This is a genomic window from Cutibacterium sp. KB22876 (assembly GCF_059728865.1).
In genome coordinates, this window is sequence record NZ_AP040858.1 from 1,947,597 (window position 1) to 1,969,286 (window position 21,690).

General features: G+C 63.4%; 16 protein-coding genes, 1 pseudogene and 1 riboswitch. Of the genes and pseudogenes, 5 read left to right on the forward strand and 12 right to left on the reverse strand.

All coding sequences use genetic code 11. The features are described 5' to 3' along the window. Window positions 1-33 precede the first annotated feature (33 nt). The gene (locus AC6I1W_RS08825) at window positions 34-366 is read right to left on the reverse strand and encodes an RNA polymerase-binding protein RbpA (RefSeq protein WP_004811252.1); all 333 of its coding nucleotides are present in this window, start codon (window positions 364-366) and stop codon (window positions 34-36) included. Between the two features lie 161 nt (window positions 367-527). After that, window positions 528-1,322, reverse strand: a complete 795-nt coding sequence (locus AC6I1W_RS08830; RefSeq protein WP_171048557.1) for a glycerophosphodiester phosphodiesterase family protein — start codon at window positions 1,320-1,322, stop codon at window positions 528-530. 66 nt (window positions 1,323-1,388) lie between these two features. On the opposite strand from AC6I1W_RS08830, the gene pdxY reads away from it, so the two are divergent. Continuing rightward, entirely contained in the window at window positions 1,389-2,264 is an 876-nt protein-coding gene (gene pdxY, locus AC6I1W_RS08835) for a pyridoxal kinase (RefSeq protein ID WP_117189110.1), read from the forward strand. On the opposite strand, the gene AC6I1W_RS08840 is transcribed toward pdxY, so the two are convergent. After that, the gene (locus AC6I1W_RS08840) at window positions 2,201-3,727 is read right to left on the reverse strand and encodes a helix-turn-helix domain-containing protein (RefSeq protein ID WP_065672792.1); all 1,527 of its coding nucleotides are present in this window, start codon (window positions 3,725-3,727) and stop codon (window positions 2,201-2,203) included. The genes pdxY and AC6I1W_RS08840 overlap by 64 nt on opposite strands. 151 nt (window positions 3,728-3,878) lie before the next feature. Between AC6I1W_RS08840 and lpdA the strand changes: the two genes are divergently transcribed. Then, the gene (gene lpdA, locus AC6I1W_RS08845; protein WP_065672793.1) at window positions 3,879-5,282 is read left to right on the forward strand and encodes a dihydrolipoyl dehydrogenase; all 1,404 of its coding nucleotides are present in this window, start codon (window positions 3,879-3,881) and stop codon (window positions 5,280-5,282) included. A gap of 183 nt (window positions 5,283-5,465) precedes the next feature. Here the strand turns inward: lpdA and AC6I1W_RS08850 are convergent, their stop codons facing one another. The 3 genes from AC6I1W_RS08850 to AC6I1W_RS08860 are packed head-to-tail and all read right to left on the reverse strand — an operon-like array spanning window position 5,466 to window position 8,024. Beyond that, window positions 5,466-6,095 (reverse strand): hypothetical protein, encoded by a 630-nt coding sequence (locus AC6I1W_RS08850; protein ID WP_117189112.1) that lies wholly within the window; start codon window positions 6,093-6,095, stop codon window positions 5,466-5,468. A gap of 6 nt (window positions 6,096-6,101) precedes the next feature. Next, window positions 6,102-6,668, reverse strand: coding sequence for a hypothetical protein (locus AC6I1W_RS08855; protein WP_065672795.1), 567 nt, complete (start codon window positions 6,666-6,668; stop codon window positions 6,102-6,104). Window positions 6,669-6,725: 57 nt separating this feature from the next. Next, on the reverse strand, window positions 6,726-8,024 hold the full coding sequence (locus AC6I1W_RS08860) for a hypothetical protein (protein WP_065672796.1): 1,299 nt from the start codon (window positions 8,022-8,024) through the stop codon (window positions 6,726-6,728). Window positions 8,025-8,528: 504 nt separating this feature from the next. Beyond that, a riboswitch (cobalamin riboswitch) is annotated at window positions 8,529-8,650 on the forward strand. Window positions 8,651-8,811: 161 nt separating this feature from the next. Between AC6I1W_RS08860 and AC6I1W_RS08865 the strand changes: the two genes are divergently transcribed. The 3 genes from AC6I1W_RS08865 to AC6I1W_RS08875 are packed head-to-tail and all read left to right on the forward strand — an operon-like array spanning window position 8,812 to window position 11,722. After that, entirely contained in the window at window positions 8,812-9,831 is a 1,020-nt protein-coding gene (locus AC6I1W_RS08865) for a FecCD family ABC transporter permease (RefSeq protein WP_117189114.1), read from the forward strand. Continuing rightward, window positions 9,831-10,661, forward strand: a complete 831-nt coding sequence (locus AC6I1W_RS08870; protein WP_284950444.1) for an ABC transporter ATP-binding protein — start codon at window positions 9,831-9,833, stop codon at window positions 10,659-10,661. The genes AC6I1W_RS08865 and AC6I1W_RS08870 overlap by 1 nt, the downstream gene beginning before the upstream one ends. Then, window positions 10,658-11,722: an ABC transporter substrate-binding protein gene (locus tag AC6I1W_RS08875; protein ID WP_249361207.1), complete on the forward strand. Its 1,065-nt coding sequence runs from the start codon at window positions 10,658-10,660 to the stop codon at window positions 11,720-11,722. Before AC6I1W_RS08870 ends, AC6I1W_RS08875 begins: the two co-directional genes overlap by 4 nt. Window positions 11,723-11,789: 67 nt before the next feature. Here the strand turns inward: AC6I1W_RS08875 and AC6I1W_RS08880 are convergent, their stop codons facing one another. The 6 genes and pseudogenes from AC6I1W_RS08880 to AC6I1W_RS08905 form a co-directional block, all read right to left on the reverse strand. Then, complete coding sequence (locus AC6I1W_RS08880) at window positions 11,790-12,344, reverse strand: YagU family protein (RefSeq protein ID WP_117189245.1); 555 nt, start codon at window positions 12,342-12,344, stop codon at window positions 11,790-11,792. A 135-nt stretch (window positions 12,345-12,479) separates the two neighbouring features. Continuing rightward, window positions 12,480-15,503: a type I restriction endonuclease subunit R gene (locus AC6I1W_RS08885; RefSeq protein WP_493536863.1), complete on the reverse strand. Its 3,024-nt coding sequence runs from the start codon at window positions 15,501-15,503 to the stop codon at window positions 12,480-12,482. 3 nt (window positions 15,504-15,506) lie between these two features. Continuing rightward, window positions 15,507-16,733 carry a restriction endonuclease subunit S gene (locus AC6I1W_RS08890; RefSeq protein WP_333490142.1) on the reverse strand — a complete coding sequence of 409 codons (1,227 nt, stop codon included), beginning with the start codon at window positions 16,731-16,733 and terminating at the stop codon, window positions 15,507-15,509. Further along, a complete protein-coding gene (locus tag AC6I1W_RS08895; RefSeq protein WP_497743538.1) occupies window positions 16,730-18,058 on the reverse strand; it encodes an HsdM family class I SAM-dependent methyltransferase in 1,329 nt (442 codons plus the stop codon). Before AC6I1W_RS08895 ends, AC6I1W_RS08890 begins: the two co-directional genes overlap by 4 nt. A 376-nt stretch (window positions 18,059-18,434) precedes the next feature. Then, a pseudogene (locus AC6I1W_RS08900) lies at window positions 18,435-19,662 on the reverse strand (IS256 family transposase). Between the two features lie 273 nt (window positions 19,663-19,935). Further along, window positions 19,936-21,678: an ABC transporter ATP-binding protein gene (locus AC6I1W_RS08905; RefSeq protein ID WP_013170750.1), complete on the reverse strand. Its 1,743-nt coding sequence runs from the start codon at window positions 21,676-21,678 to the stop codon at window positions 19,936-19,938. Window positions 21,679-21,690: the final 12 nt, after the last annotated feature.

Sequence of the window (21,690 nt, forward strand, 5' to 3'; positions counted from 1 at the left end):
GACTCGGTGTCGCCCCAGGACTCTGGCCGAGGATCAGTCCCCCTTACGGATCTCCTCCAGCCTTTCGGCAAGCAATTCCTCGAGTTCGGGGATTGAGCGACGCTCAGTAAGCATGTCCCAGTGGGTGCGCTGCGGCTTCTGCTTCTTCCGCTGAGGATCGGTGCCATCGCTCCTCAGCGCCTCAGCGCCACAGCGCGGGCACTCCCACAAGCTCGGCAGATCTGCCTCGGTGGAGAAGGTGAGGTCGAAGTGGTGACCGTTCTGACAGTCGAAGCCAATCTCTTGGCGTTCGGCCATCTCAACGCCTTCTTCGTCCTCGAAGCTCTTGGATCCCAAACCCATGCCTCGCAGTGCACGGTCGGCCATGATGCTCCCTCCTGGTCGTCGGCGTCAGGCCCTGGTTGGGCCGTCGTCCATGGGTCCAGCATCCCACAAGCCACAAAATCCGGGAGCAGAACCGAATTTCGGGACGAGCGTTCGCGTCGTGGAACAAGCTGTGACCAGTTGGGCATCCAGCTCGCCGCGACTCACCGTGGAATGAGTGTCGGGGCGTCCTTGGGCTGGTGAATGCGCGCGAAGTCGCACATGAGGTCGGGGCGATCCGTGACGATCCCGTCGACTCCCATGTCCATGAGTTCTCGAGCCTCTGACACCTCGTTGATCGTCCAGACGTGAACCGCTCGACCAAGGCGATGGGCAGCGGCAACGAAGGTCGGCGTCACCAGGGGAACACCGTACCGGCTGACACGATGGGGGACCTGGTACGCGTCGCCTCGGGATTCGGCCATCTGGAGGCTGTTCGGTCCGACGACGGCCCACCCAACTCCGACCGGTCCCACCGCGGTGGCCGTGCGCTCACGCACCAACCGGCGGAACGTTCGGATGCGTTTGCTGCTGAACGATCCGACGCAGACCCGATTCCAGGCCCGGTGACGGGAAAGGACCTCGATGAGGGGCATGGTGGCGGCGTCGTGCTTGATGTCGATATTGATGAAGGATTCCCGAAAGGCGTCAAGGACGTCATCGAGGGTGGGGATGGGCTCTCCGCCGACGCTGGCTTGCCTGACCTCGTGCCACGGCATCTTTGCGATGACACCGCTGGACTCGGTGACCCGGTCGAGAATGGGGTCATGAAAGGCCATGAGGACACCGTCACTGGTGGCGTGAACATCAGTCTCGAGGTGGGTGCACCCGAGATCCACCGCATGTCTAAAAGCTGCCAGGGTGTTCTCGATCCCCTTGTTGGCAGTCATTCCGGCTCCGCCCCGATGGGCAAGAACGGTGAACGGACGTTGGCAATACGGATAGTCAGTGGCTCGCACAGCCATCCATTCTGCCCTTGAGATGGTTCGGATCCGTGATCGCCATGGCAACTACAGTGTTCATGCGTGAGGCCCACCGTCTTGTCATTGCAGTCCCATGTCGTCCAGGGAACCGTCGGAAACAGCATCGCGGTTCCGGTGATGCGCGTCATGGGGGTCCGAGCATGGGGGATGCCCACGGCCCTGCTGTCCAACCACAATGGCCGCTCCAGCGTCGCCGGTGTCCCGATCGATGCTCAGCAGATCAACGGCATGGTTGACGCCCTCAATTCCAACGGCGAACTCAAGCATGTTGACGCTGTATTGTCGGGTTACCTCACGGCTCTCACCGGTCCCACCGTCTTGCGGACCGTGGAGAAGTGCCGGGAGCACTATCCCGATGCCATGTGGGTCTGTGACCCCGTCATGGGAGACATGGTTGGCGACCAGGTGAGGATTTACGTTCCCGAAGACACCGTGGCTTTCATGAAAGAGGCTGTCCAGAGTGCCGACGTCCTTGTGCCGAATGTGGCCGAGCTCGGCATTCTGACCGACACCATGCCGCGCACGATTGACGAGATCGTGGACGCAGCTCGTGGCCTTGATGGCCCGAAACTCGTCGTCGTCACCTCGGTACCGCATCAGGACGAGAACGGTGACGGGCTGGCCATGGTTGCGGTGACGGGGAAGAGGACCGTTGTGACCCATGGTCCCCTCATCGACCGTCACTTCAACGGCGCTGGCGACCTGACGACGGCAGTCCTGACGGCCCAGCTCGTCGCAGGGGAGTCCCCGGAGACTGCACTCGGCAAGGCTGCAGGCGTCGTCCATGCGGTCCTCGAGCGCACTTGGAACCATCCCGGTGACGAATTGGACTGGTCGCCCGAGGACGCCTCGGCTCAGCCGTGGAAGACGGAGATTTTGGCTCCCAGCGCCCCGAGTCGGGTGGGTAGGTCCTCGTAACCGCGGTTGATCATGTAGACGTCGCGCAGGGTCGTCTCGCCGGAGGCGGCCAGGGCAGCCAACAACAGGCAGACGGCCGGGCGCAGGGCCGGTGGGCAGATGAGTTCACGGCCGCGCCAGCGCGTCGGTCCCCGCACGATGAGTCGGTGCGGATCGAGGAGCTGGACGTCGGCTCCAAGTTTGCCCAACTCGAGCAGATGGATGGCCCGGTTCTCGTAGCACCAGTCGTGGATGAGGGTCTGGCCCTTGGCCTCCGCGGCGATGACGGCGAAGAACGGCAGGTTGTCGATGTTGAGGCCCGGGAAGGGCATCGGGTGGATCTTGTCCGCGACCGCGCGTAGCTTGCTCGGGCGGACGGTGGCGTCGACCAGACGGGTGAATCCGTTGTGGGAGACGTACTCGGGGGAGAGATCGAAGTCCAGACCCATCTCGGAGAGAATCGCCAACTCGATTTCGAGGAACTCGATGGGGCAGCGGGTGATCGTCAGCTCAGACTTGGTGACGACGGCTGCCGTGAGAAGGCTCATGGCCTCGATCGGGTCCTCGGACGGCGCGTACTCGACGTCGACATCAATGTTCTCGACGCCACGAATGCGCAGGGTCGTCGTCCCGATGCCCTCGATCTCGACGCCGAGCTGGCACAGGAAGACGCACAGGTCCTGAACCATGTAGTTCGGGCTGGCATTGCGCAATACCGTCACGCCCGGAGTCTGGGCTGCGGCGAGCAGAGCATTCTCGGTGACGGTGTCGCCGCGCTCGGTCAGGACGATGTGACGCTCCTTGACCGTGCGATCCGTCACGTGACACTGGTAGAAACCCTCGGTCGCGACGACGTTAAGACCGAAGGCGCGCAGGACCTGGAGGTGAGGCTCGACGGTACGGGCGCCCAAGTTGCAGCCGCCGGCGTACGGGAGCTTGAAGGAGTCATAGAAGCGCATCAGTGGGCCGAGGAACATGATGACGCTTCGGGTGCGACGGGCGGCCTCGATGTCCATGTCGTCAAGATTGAGCTCAGCAGGACGAATGAGGGTGAGGTCGCGCTCGTCCTCGGACCACTCGTAGGTGACGCCGATGGACGTCAGCACCTCAAGGATGCGATTGACCTCCTCGATGTGAGCGACTCCGCGCAACACAGTGCGGCCACGGTTGATGAGGCAGCCACACAGCAGGGCAACGGCAGCGTTCTTGGAGGAACGCACCTCGATGGAGCCCTCGAGCTGGTGGCCGCCTTCGATGCGGTAGTTCATCGTGCCGCCACCCGGCTGGGTGATGATGGGGGACTCAAGGGCCTCGGCGATGCGGTTGATGTACTCCAGCGAGAGGTTCTGTGTGCCTGACTCGACCCGGTGGATGGCGCTCTGGGAGGTCTTGAGGAGCTCCGCCAGTTGGTTCTGCGTCATGCCGCGCTGCTTGCGTGCGTCGCGGATGAGGCGACCGACGGCAGCTGGGGTGATGTTGTCCACAGCAGATCCTTTCGACGAGATGAAGTCTTCCGACAAGGATATATCAGATCTGAGGTTGAACCGCGGGGCAGAAGGGGCCAGTCGCAACCCGACAGAAATCTCCTCAGTGAGATCTTCGTCACAGGCCGACCTTCCCACTAGAGTGTTACCCATGAGCTCACATTTTGACGTTGTTGTCCTCGGAGCTGGCCCTGGCGGCTACGTTGCCGCCATTCGTGCCGCTCAGCTCGGCAAGAAGACCGCCATCATTGAGAAGGAATATTGGGGTGGTGTCTGCCTCAACGTTGGCTGCATCCCCACCAAGTCGCTTTTGCGCAACGCGGAACTTGCGCACATCGTCACCAAGGAGGCTGGCGCCTTCGGCATCGGCGGCGACATCTCCGTCGACTTCGGCAAGGCCTACAGCCGGTCGCGTGAGGTGTCTGACCGGATGGTCAAGGGTGTCCACTACCTCATGAAGAAGAACAAGATCACCGAGTTCTCCGGGTGGGGTGAGTTCACCGGGCCCAAGTCCGTCGTCGTCAAGGACGGGCAGGGTCAGGTGTCCGACGAGATCACCTTCGACAACTGCATCATCGCCGCTGGGTCCACCGTCAAGACCTTGCCGGGAACCCAGCTGTCGGCCCGCGTCGTCACCTACAAGGAGCAGATCCTCTCCGACGAGGTCCCCGGATCGATCGTCATCGCTGGTTCCGGCGCCATCGGCACCGAGTTCGCCTACGTCCTGGCCAACTACGGCGCCCAGGTCACGATCGTCGAGTACCTCGACCGGATGGTCCCCAATGAGGATCCCGAGGTCTCCAAGGAACTCACCAGGGCCTACAAGAAGCTCGGTGTCAAGGTCATGGCCGGTACCAAGGTCGAGTCGATCGACGACTCGGGAGACAAGGTCAAGGTGACGGTGAGTCCGGCCAAGGGCGGCGAGTCCACCGTGCTCGAGGCTGACCGGGTCCTGCAGGCTGTCGGCTTCGCCCCGCGGGTCGAGGGTTACGGCCTGGAGACCACCGGTGTCAAGCTCACCGAACGTGGCGCCATCGAGATCGACGACTTCATGCGCACCAGCGTCCCGGGCATCTACGCCATCGGTGACTGCACGGCCAAGCTCATGCTGGCCCACACCGCCGAGGCCCAGGGCGTCGTCGCCGCCGAGACCATCGCCGGGGCGCAGACCATGCCCATCAACTACGCCATGATCCCTCGGGTCACCTACTGTCAGCCGCAGGTCGCCACCTTCGGCTACCCCGAGGCCCAGGCCAAGGAACAGGGCTACGACGTCAAGGTGTCACGGTTCCCGTTCTCGGCCAACGGCAAGGCTTGGGGCATGGGTGACGGGTCCGGCTTCGTCAAGGTCGTCGCCGACGCCCGTCACAACGAGCTGCTGGGAGCCACCATCATCGGACACGACGTGTCCGAGCTCATCCCGGCGCTCACCGTAGCACAGATGTGGGACATCACCACTGACGAGGTCGCCCGCAACATCTTCCCGCATCCGTCCCTGTCGGAGGCCCTCAAGGATGCTGTCGAGGGTATTGGCGGAGAGATGATCAACATCTGACGTTCTCATGTATGGCTTGAGGCGGGGTCCTGATGACGGGGCCCCGCCTCGGAGTCTGGGCCGCAAGCCCCGGTGTTGCAACAGAGCGGGTTCGAAGACGCGAATGGAGGGCATGAGACCCACGACGAAGACGGATCGAGGGGCCGCGGTCATCCGCGGCCCCTCGATCTCTGGTGTCCGGTGTCAGTACGAGAGGTCCTCGTACTCCGGGTTGTCGATCTGGAGTTCGGCGTACCGGCTCTCGGGGGCCGAGACGTGGTACGGGCGACCTGTGGCCTGCCAGCTGAGGTTCGGCGCACAGTGGACGTTCTGGGCGTCGGCGTCGAGGATGATGAATCCCCAGGCCAGACGTCCTTCCTTGCCGGCGGGCAGGGTGTAGGGCCCGACGACCTGCTTGAGCGACCAGTGGACCTCGTTGACGTAGGTGAACCCGAAGGTCTGCGTCATGATCTTGGCCAGGTCACCCTGACCGGCGACCTTTGCGCTGACCTGGAGGGTCTGGGTGCGCGACTGTTTCACCTTCGTCGAGACGGGCACCGCATTGGCGGTGTTGTTCGCGACGCTGGAGGCATCGGTCTGCTTGAACCAACGCTTCTTGGCCGTCAGGTAGGTGCCGTTCTCACCGGGGGTCGAGCACGCGGTTCCCGGCTCGTAATCGGAGTTCCACCGTTGCGGCAGCTCGAACTGGGTGGGGTCACTGGCGGAGGCCGACTCGGCCGCATGGGCGTCGGAGACGGCGAACGGGGCCACTGACAGGGCAGCCGCCGCCGCGAGTGTGACCCCGCGACGCACCTGGTGTGTCAGGAATCCCATGGGCGATCAGGCCTCGAGGGAGGGGTCGTTGTCGCGGGTGCTGATGGCGATGTGACGCTCCTTCGGAAGGCTCGCGGTGAACTCGCCACCGTTGGCCTTCCAGGTGTGATCGGAGCCGCAGACGGTGTGCTGGCCACGGAAGTCCGAGACGACCCATCCGGCACGCAGGACCGCGGTCTTGCCCGGCGCCAGGTTGTACGGGCCGACGGTGTCGCCGACCTCGTAGGACTGGCTGTCGGTGTAGCTCGTCGAGAAGGTGACGTGGATGAGGTCGAGGATCGGGAAGTCGACCCCGGCCGAGACGTTCCAGGTTTTCGTCTTGGTCTCGGTGATGGTCCGGGTGATGGGCAGCGGCTCGTCGTTGTAGTTCGAGATGGTCCACGTGCCGGCCGAGCCGTCGAAGTAGCTACGGGTCCGGGTGATGGTCTGGCCGGTCTCACCGATGTTGGCGCAGGAGGCGCCGATCGTCGTGGGGTTGGCGGCCTGGGCCGGGGTAGCAGCCTGGGCCGGAACGACCGTGAAAGCGGCCGAGGCGGCGAGGGCTGCGGGAACGGCAAGAAGTCGGGTGATCATGAGTGTTCTCCTTCGTGGTCGGGATTGACGGTGGTCGTGGTGTCGGGGACGGCTAGGTCAGCGGTCTGACTGAGTCGGCAGGGGGAGCTGGCGGTACTTGTCGGGAGTGACGTCGATCTTGCGAACGCTGCCGTCCCGGGAGGTGACGGTGGCCTCGGCCCAGAAACCGCTCGGCGCCGAGGCGGTGCCGTAGTTCGACACCAAGCTGTACTTTCCGTCCCTGCCGCAGTGGATCTCGCGATAGTTCACGCGGGTCATCGTCGTGCCATAGGTGACGCGCACGCGCTCACCGGGCTGCAGATGTACCGCACCGAGGGCGGTTCCGACGGGCATATAGGCACGGTAGGTGCTGTCAACCGAGCCAAGCCATCCTGCCGGCGGGCGGCCGTAGCGACCCATCCAGTTGGCGTACCCGTTGTACTGGGCGCCCACGACGAAGTCGGTCACCGGGTGGTAGTCGTAGGGGGCCTTCGACCAGTTGAGGAAGTCCGTCGAATAGCCGGGCTTGCGGTAGGTGGGCTGGATCGACGAGATGTCGTAGGGGTACCACGCGATGTCGCGGGCACGGCAGGTCTGACCCTTCGCCGGCCAGGACGGATCCTTCTGCGGAGCGACGGCGGGCTCGACGACGTGGTCGGTCGGCTTCGCCACGGACTCCAGGCTGGGGCCCGACATGGCGGTGTACGCGTCCGATCCCATCGGCTTGCTGTTGGCACCCGCGTGGCGCGACGGGATCTGCATCGCCAGATCCGAGATGGAGCCGTCGGCGTGGATGAGGTAGACGAAGGCGTATCGCCCGGCCGGACCGGTGCCACGAATGACGTTAGCGCCGTTGGAGTTCTGCAGGACGCCGTCGCGGCAAGTGACGAACATCGAGACGAAGTCCTTCTCGAGGACGCCGTATTCGACGCGGATCGACTCACCTGGCTTGAGCTTGACGGGACCGACGGTCTCACCCTCGACCCAGCCATTGGACATCTTGAGGCCGATGTCAGACTTGGCGGTGGTGTTCCATCCAGAGGGGAGCTTCGCCGCCGAGGTCGCCGAAATGTCGTGGTTGCTCTCAGTTTCGATCGTGCCGGTGTACGGCACGACCTGATCGGTGCGGTTGGTGAACTGGATCGTGCCGTCGCTGAGGTAGCGTCGTCCCGTCTCACCGTAATGCCACTCGGGGTATCCCTGGGCGTGGGCGGAGGCATCCGTGCACGACTCATAGAGGTGCGCGATCGGATAGCCCTGCGGCTTGGGTGGAATGACGGCGTGAGCCGCCGGCACCTGCATCATGGCAGACACTGCGAGGACTGCCGAGGCAGCCGCCGCGAGAACTCTGCGCCCTGGACGTCTCTTCAAGGACATGGCTTTTTCATACTCCTCACGGATTCGCATCCATAGGAATTGACGTGCTTCACAGAGCCCCTGTGGAAGTCGATGCACGCCCCTGTCAAGGAGTATGGGCAACCATCCCGGGAGGATCTGCGATCCGATGCTAGCGACGCGGAGGTTCAATTCACAAAGGGCGGCGATCTGGAATATCGAGTAATGACGCGGTTGCGAACAGGACATGAACCCGTGATGACGAGCATGTGATCGGACACCGAACCGGTGCAATGACGCCCAAGCAATAACAAGACCACTGGACCCGTCGACAGCCTTTATATCATCTCGTAAATATATACCGAATCCGCACGTCGCCTTCCGGGTCCGCCATCACTGCATGACCTCGCATGTGGACAGTGTACGAGTGAGACATCCGCCACTTCTTGGACATGTCGCTCGGGATGGAAATTTGGATTCTCGGGGCGGGGTCATGGATGAGTGGGACGATTCACCACCTGCGTGGTACGGTGCGTTTCGCCGGCCAGGGAACCTGGTGCGAATCCAGGACTGACGCGCAGCGGTGTGGGTGATGGCTCGCCGCGAGCCCACTGGGTGGAGACACCTGGGAAGGGGGACGAGCCGCGCGACCCCGAGTCCGAAAACCTCCCGGCGAATGCAGCCGCCGTACGCCTCGCGAGATGGGCGTCAACCGCCAGGAGTTCCTTTGCCACACGTCCGCCATCGAGACACCCATCCCTGCGCTTCGCGCGGGCAACGGCAATCGTCGGACGGATCGACGTCATCGCGGGCCCACGAGGATCGCCGGTTGCCCGCCGGGCCCGTACTGCTGGTCCTGGCGGTTGCTCTTGCTCTGAGGGTCGTGCTCTCGCTGGCCTTCGGCACGATCCGGCTGCCCGTCGAACAGGCGTGGCATGTCCTGGATGTACACGTGCGCGGAGGCAGCGTCGAGGCCACCGCGGACCAGATCGTGTGGGGGTTGCGACTTCCACGAACGGTGCTGGCCGTCGTTGCCGGGGCCGGACTGTCCGTCGGTGGTGCCGTCATGCAGACCTTGGTACGCAACCCGTTGGCCGATCCCTACATGCTCGGGGTCTCGGCAGGGGCCAGCGTCGGGGCGACAGCCGCCATCACCACGGGAACGCTGGCGGCCTTCGGCGTGTACTCGCTGTACCTGGGTGCCCTTCTCGGTGCCCTCGTCGCGACCGCGGCCGTGTTCGGCATCGCCATGGCCCAGGGAGGTCTGAGCCCCTTGCGGCTCGTCCTCACCGGTGTCGTCATGTCCTCGGCCTTCAGCGCGATGTCGAGCTTCCTGGTCTTCCACAGCAACGACCCGAAATCGGCCCAGTCCGTCCTCTTCTGGCTGTTGGGCAGCGTGGCGGGTGCCTCCTGGCAGACCCTCGTGCCGACGGCGGTGGTGGTCCTCGTCACCCTGCTGTTGCTCATGATTGGATCGAGGTGGCTCGACGCGCTGGCAGCAGGCCCGGAACTCGCCTCCTCGCTCGGGGTCCCGGTCACCGGCCTGAGAGTCGCCCTCTTCATCGTCCAGGCCATCCTCGTGAGCGCGATCGTCGCGGTCTCCGGCGGCATCGGATTCGTGGGCCTCGTCATTCCCCACCTCACTAGGCTCCTCGTGGGACCGCGCCATCGCGTCGTCCTGCCGGTCAGCGCTTTGTTCGGTGCGCTCTTCCTCGTGTGGGTCGACGTCCTCTCCCGGGTGGCGAGCCGACCTCAGGAGACTTCGTTGAGCATCGTCACAGGTCTGCTAGGAGCCCCAGTACTCCTACTACTGCTGGGACGGCGCCACTACCAGTACGCGGGGGCATGATGGGAACCCGACTGACCACACGACGTCTCGCGGCGCAGGTCGAGGGGCGAACCATCGTCCGAGACGTCGATCTGGACTTCGAACCCGGTACCGTCACGGCCATCATCGGGCTCAACGGTTCGGGCAAGTCGACCCTGCTGCGTGCCATCGCCGGAATCAGCCGGCCGGCCGCCGGAGACGTGTTCCTCGACGACGTCCCCCTCCGACGTCTCTCGGCCAGACAACGCGCACGCCAGGTGTCCTTCGTCGCCCAGGAGGACTCACCACCTGGTGACCTGCTCGTGCGTGAACTCGTCGCCCTGGGTCGCACCCCTTATGGACGGCCGTGGGACCACGGCGGTGAGGACGAGCATCGCATCGTCATGGAATCACTAGACCGGGTCGACATGTCCGACTACGCCGATCGACCCTGCTCACGACTGTCCGGTGGGGAACGCCGTCGAGTCATGCTGGCCCGTGGGCTGGCCCAGCGCACTCCCATACTCATGCTGGACGAACCGACCAACCACCTGGACCTGGCCCAGCAGCACCACCTGCTCGCACTCATCCGTGACCTCGACCAGACCGTCGTCGTGGCGATCCATGACCTCACGTTGACCGAGCGGTACGCCGATCACGTCGCCGTCCTCGCAGGGGGACACGTGCTCACCCAGGGTCCACCACATGACGTGTTCACCCGTGGCGAGGTGAGCAGGGCGTTCGGCATGAGGCTCACACGCCACGTCGACCCCATCACGGGCCTATCCCATCTTCTCTGTGACCCGGCGAGCCCCGGCCCGTTGTGTCACACCCATCCCACTGACACATCCCGACCGGAAGGCACCTCATGACCCGATCACCACTCATCGTCGCCGGCGCGGCCGCCCTCACCATCGCCCTCACGAGCTGCGCCCACGTGACCCACACGAGTTCCTCGACCTCGAGCGCCTTTGGCCCCTCGACGGTCACCATCACCAATTGTGGTGCTCGCCGAGCCTTCCCCTCCCATGCGCGACGAGTGTTCGTCAACGACAGCAACATGGTCGCGATGATGTTGTCCATCGGCGCCGGCGACCAGATCGTCGCGGCAACGGGGATCAAGGGCCAGACTGACGCCCTGGCGAAGGTTTACGGCCACCGGGCGGTGTCGGCCCTGCCCGACAGTGACGGCTCCTACCCGACGCTCGAACAGGTTCTGGGCGCGCGACCCGACGTCATGCTCGCCGGGTACGGATATGGATACGGTGAGAGCACCCATCTCACTCCCGAGGAGCTGCGCGCACGGGGCATCAGTGCCTACGTGTTGTCGGAGAGCTGCCGTGCGAAGAGCGATGACAAGGCTCGCGGAGTCATGGACCCCTGGACGGCCCTGCGGTCGGATCTGAGCAACCTGGGCGCCGTCACAGGGCACACCCAGGAGGCCCGGAAGGTCGTCAAGGACATCGACACGCGACGTCGGGCTCTGGCCCGAGCCCCTCAGGCATCGACCAAGCCGACGGTGCTCATGGTCGACAGCGGCGACACCGGCAGCGTGTTCACCAGTGGGCGCTACGGCGGCCCCGAAGTCATCATCAAGGCGGCGGGTGCCGTGAGCGCCACCACGGACGTGGCCAACACGTGGACGACGATCTCGTGGGAGAAGATCGCGCAGACCCGACCCGACGTCATCGTCTTCAACGACTACCCCGGCCAGACGAAGGCCCAGAAGGTCGCCCTGCTCGAGGCCAATCCGGCCACGAAGAACCTTCCTGCCGTGAAGAACCGCCGGTTCGTCAACATCGCGTACCCGGCGTGGACCAGCAGCCCACTCAACGTCGATGCCGCCGAGACACTACGACAGTCCTTGGAGAAGTACCGCATGGTCCCTGCGTCAGGGATCAAGCCGCGGCACGACGTGACCGCTCGTGGCTGAGCTTCGCTCGACGATCGCCCACCTTCACACGGTCGTCGAGCAGACCAGTGCGGATCCACATCCGATGTCAGTTGCCTCCAAGTGCAGGGAGCGGAACCTCGGCATCAGGCTCTCCGGTGATGCGATTGCGCAGGTCACGCCGGGTGAGCTCGATGACCCACATCCAGAACACGTGCCCGAAGGACTCGCTGAGGTGCTCGTCGAAGGGCTGGTGCCAGGGGGCGGGGACGGTGCCCATGGCTGGCATGAGGACGAGATGGAAGAGCACCCAGATGGCCAAGCCGAACACCGCGCCCTGCCACAGCTTGACGCGAGGGTACTTCTCGGCCAGCAGCGCGTAGACGACAGCGAAGAAGATCGAGAACCCGAAGTGGACGATGAAGCTCACGAAGGGGAGCGGCCACCCGCTGAAGGTGTACGACATGTGAGTGAAGTGCTCGCTGAACCCAAGTTGCTGAAGGAGCTGCTGAGGAGGGTTCGTGGCATTGCGTGCCGCGGTGCGCGGAGGCAGCGGAACCTCCCAGCCGAACTTCACGATGGCGCCGATAATCCCGGCGAGCACGCCCGCCCATAACGCGGCACCGTACCTCCGGCGACACGGCTCCGTGGTGCTCGAGGTCATGTGATCAACTCCTTGCACGACCCAGCGCTCCGGGACGATGACATGCTGACAGATACTCATGGCGTGACCGCTCGCTGCTGAGAGTATCTCAGGACCACGCTGCATCCTCGCCACGGCCAACGCATGGTGCGATGACTAGCATCGGTCCGCGCGAGTCTCACCGATGCCTGCGCGAAACTCGTCATAGGTGACCATGAGGTAGTCGACGAAGGACGTGCGGACCTCGGGGCGGGAGAAGTAGGCAGCGACGAGCCGGCCGTTGCGGTTGGTGCGGTCGACGATGATCTCGTCAGCCATCTCCTCGAGGGCGAGGCGGTACTGGTCACGATCGTTGTTCTCAGCGACCATGCGCATGTCGTCGCGTTGTATGACGTCTCTGCGAGTCTGTTCGAAGGTGAGCTTGTCGGCGTCGGTCAACTCGGCACCGAACTTCTCGTTCATCACCGCGATGAGGGCCGAAAGCTTGTCGGTCTCGGGCTCGTTCTGCTTGCCGAGGCCACCGCCGGGCAGCGCGGTACCGGGGATGTCGTCGTCGGCTTCCAGGTCGATGGCGGTCTGGTCGGTCACGGCCATCCGCAGGTGGGTGAGCTGCACCTGCTTACTGATCTGCGGCATGGGGTCCCCGTCTCGGGCGGGAAGTTGGGTGAGCAGCACCTTGCCGTACAGGTAGAGCTTCTCCAGCGACGGGTCGATGTACTGCATCACCTGGGCCAGGAAGGCGTAGGCGCGGCAGAACTGGTCGAGGGTGGCGCGGAATGCCTCCTGCTGCTCCTCGTCCAAAGCGGTCCAGCGGCCGACCGCCGAGTGAAGGTTCGCGTACACCTCGCCCTGGCGGTCCGGGGCATCGCTGAGCAGCGCGGTCACCGAGGCGTCCATCTCGGGCTCGGACAGCACCTGCGCGGACCACAGGTCGTTGCTCATGTTGTAGAGCACATTCGGATCGGTCGGCGTGGCCAGCGATGCCTGGTAGAAGGGTTGGAAGGCCTGCTGGATCTCCTCGGCGGTGTTGGCGAAGTCGAGCACGAAGGTGTCGTCCTTGCCGGGCGTCGTGCGGTTGAGCCGGCTCAGCGTCTGGACGGCCTTCACCCCGGACAGCTTCTTGTCGACGTACATGGTGTGCAGCAGGGGTTCGTCGAAACCGGTCTGGTACTTCTCCGCCACCACGAGCACCTGGTAATCGGCGGTGCGGAACTTCTTGGGAAGTTGTCCCTCGGGGAAGCCGTTGAGCTCGGCCTCGGTCCACTGCTTCTCGGGCATGTCGGGATCGGTCACCGGGCCACTGAACGCGACCAGCGCCTGCAGCGGGTGAACTCCGCGGTCGTAGCCCTTGCGCATGATGTAACGGTCGATGGCCTCCTTGGTCTTCACCGCGTGCAGTCGGCTGCGGGTGACCACCATGGCCTTGGCGTGCCCGTTGATCTTCATGGCGGTCTTCTGCCGGAAGTGCTCGACGATGATCTCGGCCTTCTGGTCCATCTCGTAGGGGTGCAGGGACGCGTATCGAGCCAACGCCGCCTTTCCCTTCCTGGTCTCCAGGTCGGGGTCCATAGCGCCCTCGGCGTTCGCGAGCCGGTAGTACACCGAGTAGGTCGTGTAGTTGCGCAGCACGTCCAGGATGAAGCCCTCGGCGATAGCTTGGCGCATCGAGTAGACGTGGAAGGGGCGCATCAATCCGTCCTCGCCCCGTTGCCCGAACAGGTCGAGGGTCTTGGGCTTCGGAGTCGCGGTGAACGCGAAGAAGGACAGGTTCTTCTGCTTGCCACGGTGCGCCGCCGACTCGATGATGACATCAGCCGCATCGGCCGCCTCCTCGGCGGCGTTCTCGGCCTCTTCGGCGGCCGCGAGGAGGGCTTCGGGGCCGCCGAGCACCCTCTTGAGGTCCTTCACGGCTTCCCCGGAGGTGGAGGAGTGGGCCTCGTCGACTATCACCGCGAAGTGTCTGCCCGCCACCTCCTTGGCCTCGCCGTTCTTGGCGTCCTCAGTGGCGGCCTGCACCACAACGGGGAACTTCTGCAGTGTCGTGACGATGATGCGGGCCGCGTTGCCCTCCAGCGCCTCCTTGAGCTGCGCCGAGTTCTTGTCGACCCGCACGATCGTGCCCAAGGTGTGGTCGAACCCCACTACGGTGGCCTGAAGCTGCTGATCGAGCACCTTGCGGTCGGTGATGACGACGACCTTGTCGAACATCGGTTGATCGTTGTCGTCGTGGAGCCGGGAGAGCTGGTGGGCCGACCATGCGATGGTGTTGCTCTTGCCCGACCCGGCCGAGTGCTGGATGAGCCGATCGACCCCGGCGCCGTCGCGCTTCGTCGCCTCAAGGATCGAGCGGACGGCGTGCCATTGGTGGAAGCGGGGAAACAGGATCGTGCCGTCGCTGTCGTGGACGAAGTTGCCCAGGATGTCGAGCCACGCGTCGCGCTGCCACACCTGCTCCCACAGGTATGACGTCTGGTAGCCGCCTGAGCTGGCTGGAGGATTGCCCGCAGTTCCTGGATGGCCAGCACCCGCACTGCCCTGATCGAAGGGGAGGAACCGGGTCTTCTGCCCGGCGAGTCTGGTGGTCATGGACACGTGGTGCGGGTCGACGGCGAAATGCACGAGCGTGCGGCGGGCGAAGATCAGGTCGGCCGGGTTGCGATCGGTGCGGTACTGCTCGCGCGCGTTCTCGACGTCCTGCCCGGTGAGGGTGTTCTTCAGTTCGGCCGTGGCGACGGGGATGCCGTTGACCACGAGCGTCATGTCGAGTGAATCCTTCGGACGCGACGCTGAGTGATGAAGTTGCCGCACCACAGCCAGCCGGTTCGCCTCGTAGCGGGCGGTCTGTTCCTCGTTGAGCCCGGAGGCAGGTTTGAAGTAGCAGAGGCGCACGTCGACGCCCCGGTCCTTGATGGGGGAGCGGAGCACCGAGATCGTGCCTCGCTGGTTGAGTTCGGCGGCCAGGCGCGTCAAGAACTTGGTGCGTGCTGCGTCGTCACCACCATGGTGCCGGACGAGTTTCGCCCACGCCTTCGGCTGAGTGGACTGGACGAAGGCGATCACCTCGTCGGGAAAGAGTCCGATCTTCTTGTCGTAGTTGGCGGGGGAGACCTTCACCCAGCCATGCGACAGCAGGTGGGCCTCGATGTTGCTCTCGAAGGTGTGCTCAGTGGTGACAGACATGGCTCACTCCGGAATTTTCGTGGAGGCTGTGGTGACGTCGAACTCGCCCGTGACGGCGGCCGTGATGAGGGATTGCTTGTATTCCTGCAGAAGAGAGACAGCAGAGATGAGCGCCGTCACACCCGCATCGACAGCTGCAAGTTGATTCTGACACTCCGACGCGAGATCTCGCTGCTCGGAGATCGGAACGAACGGGATTGGCAACGCCATGACCTTGGACGCGCTGGTCGATGCCAGGTTGGTAGTCTTTGACCCAGTTCGCTCGAAGTAGCTACGGGCGGCAGATGACTGTGTGTACAGCGCGAGATAGTCAGCTATAAGAAGCTCCCGAGCTGGTCGCACCGAGAAGACATGATTTTGGTGGAGACAAGGTGAGATCTCACCATGCCAAACCGTGCCCCGACCGAGCTTGTCAAGATCGCCACCCTCAGTCATCAGGACGTCGCCAGGCCTGAGCGTGCAGCGCTTAGCAAGCGCCTCTTCCGCGACCACCGTCTTGATCTCTGCCAAATCTAGCCCGCCAGCCTGCACGTTTGCGACGCGAAGATACGGGTAGCAATCCCCGCCACTTGCGTTCGAACGCTTTTCATCAACGGTGAGCCCGGACTGGATAGTGGCAAGGCGCCCGAGTCGGGTCATGCCAGATGGATGTGCCGGGGTCAGGACCGAATCGACAAGCGAGATTCGAGCTCTGTCGGCGTGTCTCACCTGCTGTTGGCGGGCGGCGATGATCTGGTCGATCCGGGCGACGCGGTCGTCGAGGAAGTCCGCGATCCGCCGCTGCTCCGCTCCTGTCGGCCATGGGATCTCGATCGCGGTCATGTCATTGGCATTGATCGCGGGATAGCCCACTCCTGTGCTGCGTGCAACGACCTCTTCGACAAAGGGCGTAGATCGGCAAGTATAATTCAAGAACCTCGGGTCACCGACTCTAGCCTCCAGCGTGGCGAACCCCGTGCTGAAGACTAAAGGTTCTTCAGAGGTGGGCACCTGAGCTATAGCCCGCAGATACGTTCGTACTGTCGAAACAATCGTTGCACCTTCTGGTGCTAATCGGCGTGCTCGACTTGGTGCGTCCTTAAATGTGACTGAGTTGGAGGATGTGTCGACCGCACCAGTCGAGGACACCTGAGAAATATCCACGTAGCGAAATCGATAGCTCGGATCGGTCGTTTCAGGGAGCACATCGGCGTTAACCCGTGCGACGTACTTCAGCGGTATCGTCCTCACAGCCCGAGCCCCTTCATCCAGCCCTGGATCTGGGCCTCCAAGTCCTTGATCTCCGCGGCGATCTCCTCGACAGGGCGGGGCGGCGTGTAGACGTAGAACTGGCGGGTGAAGGGGATCTCGAAGCCGAGCTTGGTCTTGGCGTGGTTGATCCACGCGTCAGGCACGTACGGCCGGATCTCCTCGGTCAGGTGCTTCTCAGCAGAGTCGATCAGTGCCTGGGCGCGGGCGTCGTCATCGAGGTCGAACCAGCCGGCGGGCAGAGGAATGTTCTCCTGGTCGCGCAGGTCGGTGTCGGGTTCCGGCTTGCCCTTCTTCATCACCACCGGCGCACCTGGATCATCCACCGCGCAGGCGGCGGCGTACTTCTTCTTCTGCGTTGCGGTCAGGCCGGGGGCGTCGGCAAGCAAGGCCTTCTGCGTGCCGTATGTCCTCCCGACCAGATGGGTGAACTGCTCAAAGGGTGGGGTCTCCACAACGGCCTCGGTCACCTCCCAGCGCCGATGCAGGGGGCGTTCGACGGTGACGCGCTGGAATCCGAAGGTCTCTCGGGGCAATACCTTGACGCGCTGGTCGTCGGCGAACTCGTCAAGGGCGCCGCTGAACAGACGCACGATCTCGTCGATCGCGTCGTCAGTGAGTTCCTTGCGCTTATCACCGAGGCTCTTGCGCATCTTGGTGCCCATGTCGCGGGCATCAATGAGTTTCACCAAGCCACGTTCGGCGTCGGTCCTGGCATTGGTGAGAATCCACACATAGGTGGAGATGCCGGTGTTGTAGAACATCTGGTCGGGCAGGGCGACGATGCCCTCCAGCCAGTCGTTCTCCAGCAGCCAGCGGCGGATCTCACTCTCGCCCGATCCGGCCTGACCGGAGAACAGGGGAGAGCCGGAAAGGACGATGCCGACGCGCGATCCGTTCGGACTGGCGTCCGTGACGGGCTTCATGTGGCTGAGCATGTGCTGCAGGAACAGTAGGGAGCCGTCGGAGACGCGGGGGAGTCCGGCGCCGAAACGACCATTGAAGCCTTGTCTGTTGTGTTCGTCCTTGATGGGTTGGGCGTAACCCTTCCAGTCGACACCGTAGGGCGGATTCGCGAGGATAAAGTCGAATTTGTTGGTGGGGAAGGCATCGGAGGTGAGAGTGTTGCCGTTGTGCATCTGCTCGGGGCCGATGCCTTGCATCATGAGGTCGGACTGGGCGATGGCCCAGGTCTCGTCGTTGAGTTCCTGGCCGTAGACCTTGACGAGGGCCTTCGGGTTGAGCTCCTTGATGCGGTCCATGGTGATCATGAGCATGCCGCCGGTGCCGGCCGCCGGATCGCACAAGTGGTCACGATGGATACAAGACCCCAGTGCGGAGCAGGGCCATCGAACAGCTTCGATACCGGCGATGAACTGGGATTTCCGGCTGCCGCGGACGTTTGGAGATTAGCCTGCTGTACCGCTGAGTATCTGGCACGTCACTACCCGGATGGCGTCCGTAGAGGGGGTGAACCAGTCGGGATCTCGCGCGCAAGAATAGACGCGGGGTCTCGACAAATGATGCGGGTAGCACCTCTACCTGTAGACGATACCGCTTGCTATTCGTTCTTGCAGGTGGGCCGACGACCATCTGCACTCCTAGTCAACTACAAAGCTTTTAGCAAGTTGGGGGTCAAGTCCCTTGTAGTGGTGTAACGGTGTTTTCCTCTCGTTTGGGGTTTTAGCCTGCGAGTGCGGGCATGTCGGCATCGGTCGTGGTTGTGGGTGTGGTGATCAGGTTGAGGCGGCTCTTGGCGAGGACTTCCAGGCCGAGGTAGCGGCGGCCTTCTGCCCATTCATCGGTTTGCTCGGCCAGGACGGCGCCGACGAGCCGGACAATCGCTTCCCGGTTTGGGAAGATCCCAACCGCATCGGTGCGGCGCCGGATCTCGCGGTTCAGCCGTTCGGTGGGGTTGTTCGACCAGATCTGCTGCCAGACCTCGGTCGGGAAGCTGGTGAACGCGAGAATGTCAGCGCGGGCGGCATCGAGGTGGTCTGCGACGTCGGGGAGTTTCTCGGCGGTGTAGTCCAGCAGCCGGTCGAACTGGACGTGAACAGCATCGGCGTCAGGCTGGTCATAGACGGAGTGGAGCATGGCCTTGACCGCCGGCCACAAGCTCTTGGGAGTGATGCTCATCAGGTTCGCGGCGTAGTGAGTGCGGCAACGCTGCCAGACGGCACCGGGCAGGTTCGCCGCGATCGCTTCCACGATGCCTCGGTGGGCGTCGGAGGTGACCAGCCGGACCCCGGACAGTCCTCGGGCGACCGGATCGGCGAAAAACTCGTTCCAGGCCGGGCCGGTCTCGCTCGTGGCGACCCGCATCCCTAAGACTTCGCGATGCCCGTCGGCGTTGACCCCGGTCGCGAGCATGACGACCGCGTTGACCACACGACCTCCCTCGCGAACTTTCATCGTCAACGCGTCGGCGGTCACGAACGTGAACGGCCCAGCATCGCCTAGTGGGCGGTGTCGAAACTCGGCGACGTGCTCGTCCAACTCGGCGGCCATGCGAGAGACCTGGGACTTCGACAGCCGGTCGATTCCCAACGTCTTGACCAACTTGTCCATCCCGCGAGTACTGACTCCAGCGAGATAGCAGTCGGCAACAACAGTGATCAATGCGGACTCGGCGCGCTTGCGACGCTCCAGCAGCCACTCAGGGAAATAGGTGCCCTGGCGTAGTTTCGGGACCGCGATGTCCAAGGTCTCAACACGGGTATCGAGAAGCCGGTGGCGGTAGCCGTTGCGCTGGGCCCGTCGGTCAGGATCTGGGCGGCCGTACTCGGCACCTGCAACCGCATCAGCATCCGCAGACAGCAACTCGTTGATCACAGTCTGCAACAGGTGACGCCTCGGCAAGCAGTTCGCCAAGCAGCCCGGCAGGGTCGACAATATGGGTAGCGGTCATCGTGTGGCCTTTCGCGAGTGAGTTGTAGGGGACGAAACTCGAGGATCACGCGGTGACCGCCCTGCTGTCCAGCACGACCACCCCGCTACACCACTATGAGGGACTCAACTCCCTTGGTGATTAGTAGCGCCCTCGCTCATCAGCGAGATGCTGTTCGCACATGATCCCACTAGCGCCATGTTCGCGACAGCACCACGTGTGCCAAACGTGTCGAGGTACTCCGATTCGAGCTGTGGGTTTAGGGCTTGGCGCCTGGCACCGGGACCGCGTCCGCTAATCTGAGGTGTGTCTCAGCTGCCAACGAGACGACGCATCGGCGGCAGCCACGAAATCGTGGAACCGTCCGGGCCGACTAGACAATTCCTTAGGCGTGCCGGTTTCGGCGACGATAGCACCGTCCGCTAAGGGTTCGAGGAAGACCACCTGATCGGCGCTATCTATGGTGGATAGTCTGTGCGCTACCACGATCACAGTGCGGCCCTCAGATAGTTGACTGATGACGTCGCTAATCGCCGATTCATTCTCGCCGTCCAGCGCCGAGGTAATCTCGTCGAGCAGCAGTATCGGAGCATCCTTGATGAATGCCCGAGCGATTGCCACTCGTTGGCGCTCACCTCCAGACAGGCTCTGCCCGGCAGGCCCCACTTCGGTATCCCAACCGTGAGGCAGCGCCTCAATCACCCGATCAAGTCTCGCCTTGCGAGCTGCCTCTTCCAACTCGGCGTCCGTCGCATTGGGGCGCGCAATCCGCAGATTCTCCCGGATCGTGGTGTCAAACAGGTAGGTGTCCTGGAACACCATCGAGGTCAGCTCCATGATCCGCGTGGTTGGAATCTCGCGCACGTCCACCCCGCCGATGGTCACGCTACCGGCGTCGACATCCCAAAACCTTGCGGTGAGACGCAAGATCGTTGACTTCCCGGCCCCTGACGGCCCCACTAGTGCGGTGACTGCTCCCTGCGGGGCGGTGAGCGAGACATCGTCTAGGACAGGCCGGCCTGACTCGTAGGAAAACGACACTCCTCGGAATTCAATCGACGTCCCACGCGGTTCCCGTGCCTGCTCGGAATCAGGTTCGGCAAGTGGCGCGGCATCAAGGATTATTCCCATCTGGCGCAACGCCACTGCGGCGTTATCGACCTCAGATGCGTAGAGCGCGGCTTTTGTGAGCGGCAGCAGCATGCGCGCACTGACCGCCGCGATCACCAGATACGCAATCGGGTCCAGACGCGCTCCGGTCACGAACGACAGCCCCAAGGCGAGCACCACCGCGAAAGTCACGTTAGCGATGAGGTTGAATCCTTGGGCAGGTCGGCCCTTGATCCGAAGCCCGGCCAACGTCGCCTCAGAGTCGGCTTGCAGAGTCTCTTGTACGGGGTCCCACGACGTCGCGGCACCCGTGGCTCGAAGCACCGGTTGTAGCCTGGCGAACTCAATCAACCGGCCGGCTGCGGCGGCCGAGGTACGGTCTTCCATGTCATTGGCTCTGGTTGTTGCCGCCGACATTTTCCGCCACGTGAGAATAAACGGCAAGATCGACACTGCCATGACCACAGCTAACGGCCACTCAATGAATGCGGTGGCAACGAGCATCACCAACGGCACGATGAAGGCGTTGCACAGGTTCGGGATCACCATTGATGCCAGATGCGACAGGGTGTTGATCTCCTTGGATGTCGCATTAGCCACGTCCGCTTCGCGTTTAGCATTAAACCACCCAAGCGGCAGCTGCAAGACATGATCTGCTACGCGATCAATTAAGGTATCGCATACTTCATAGACGCTGATCCGATAGGAGCGGTACATCGCGAAGGTGTCGACCGTCACCGTGATCGCGCCGAGGATGGCAACGACGACGAGCCAGGTGCCAAGGGTTTCAGAGCGGGAGAATAATGCCCGAAGGAAGGGGATCATCAACGCCAGTGTGATGCCTTGTAGGACAGCGGAGAAGGCGAACCAGCCCACCAACGTACGCAACTCGGCCCTGTTGACGACCCTGATCATTAGTTTCCACATGAGCGTGTCTCT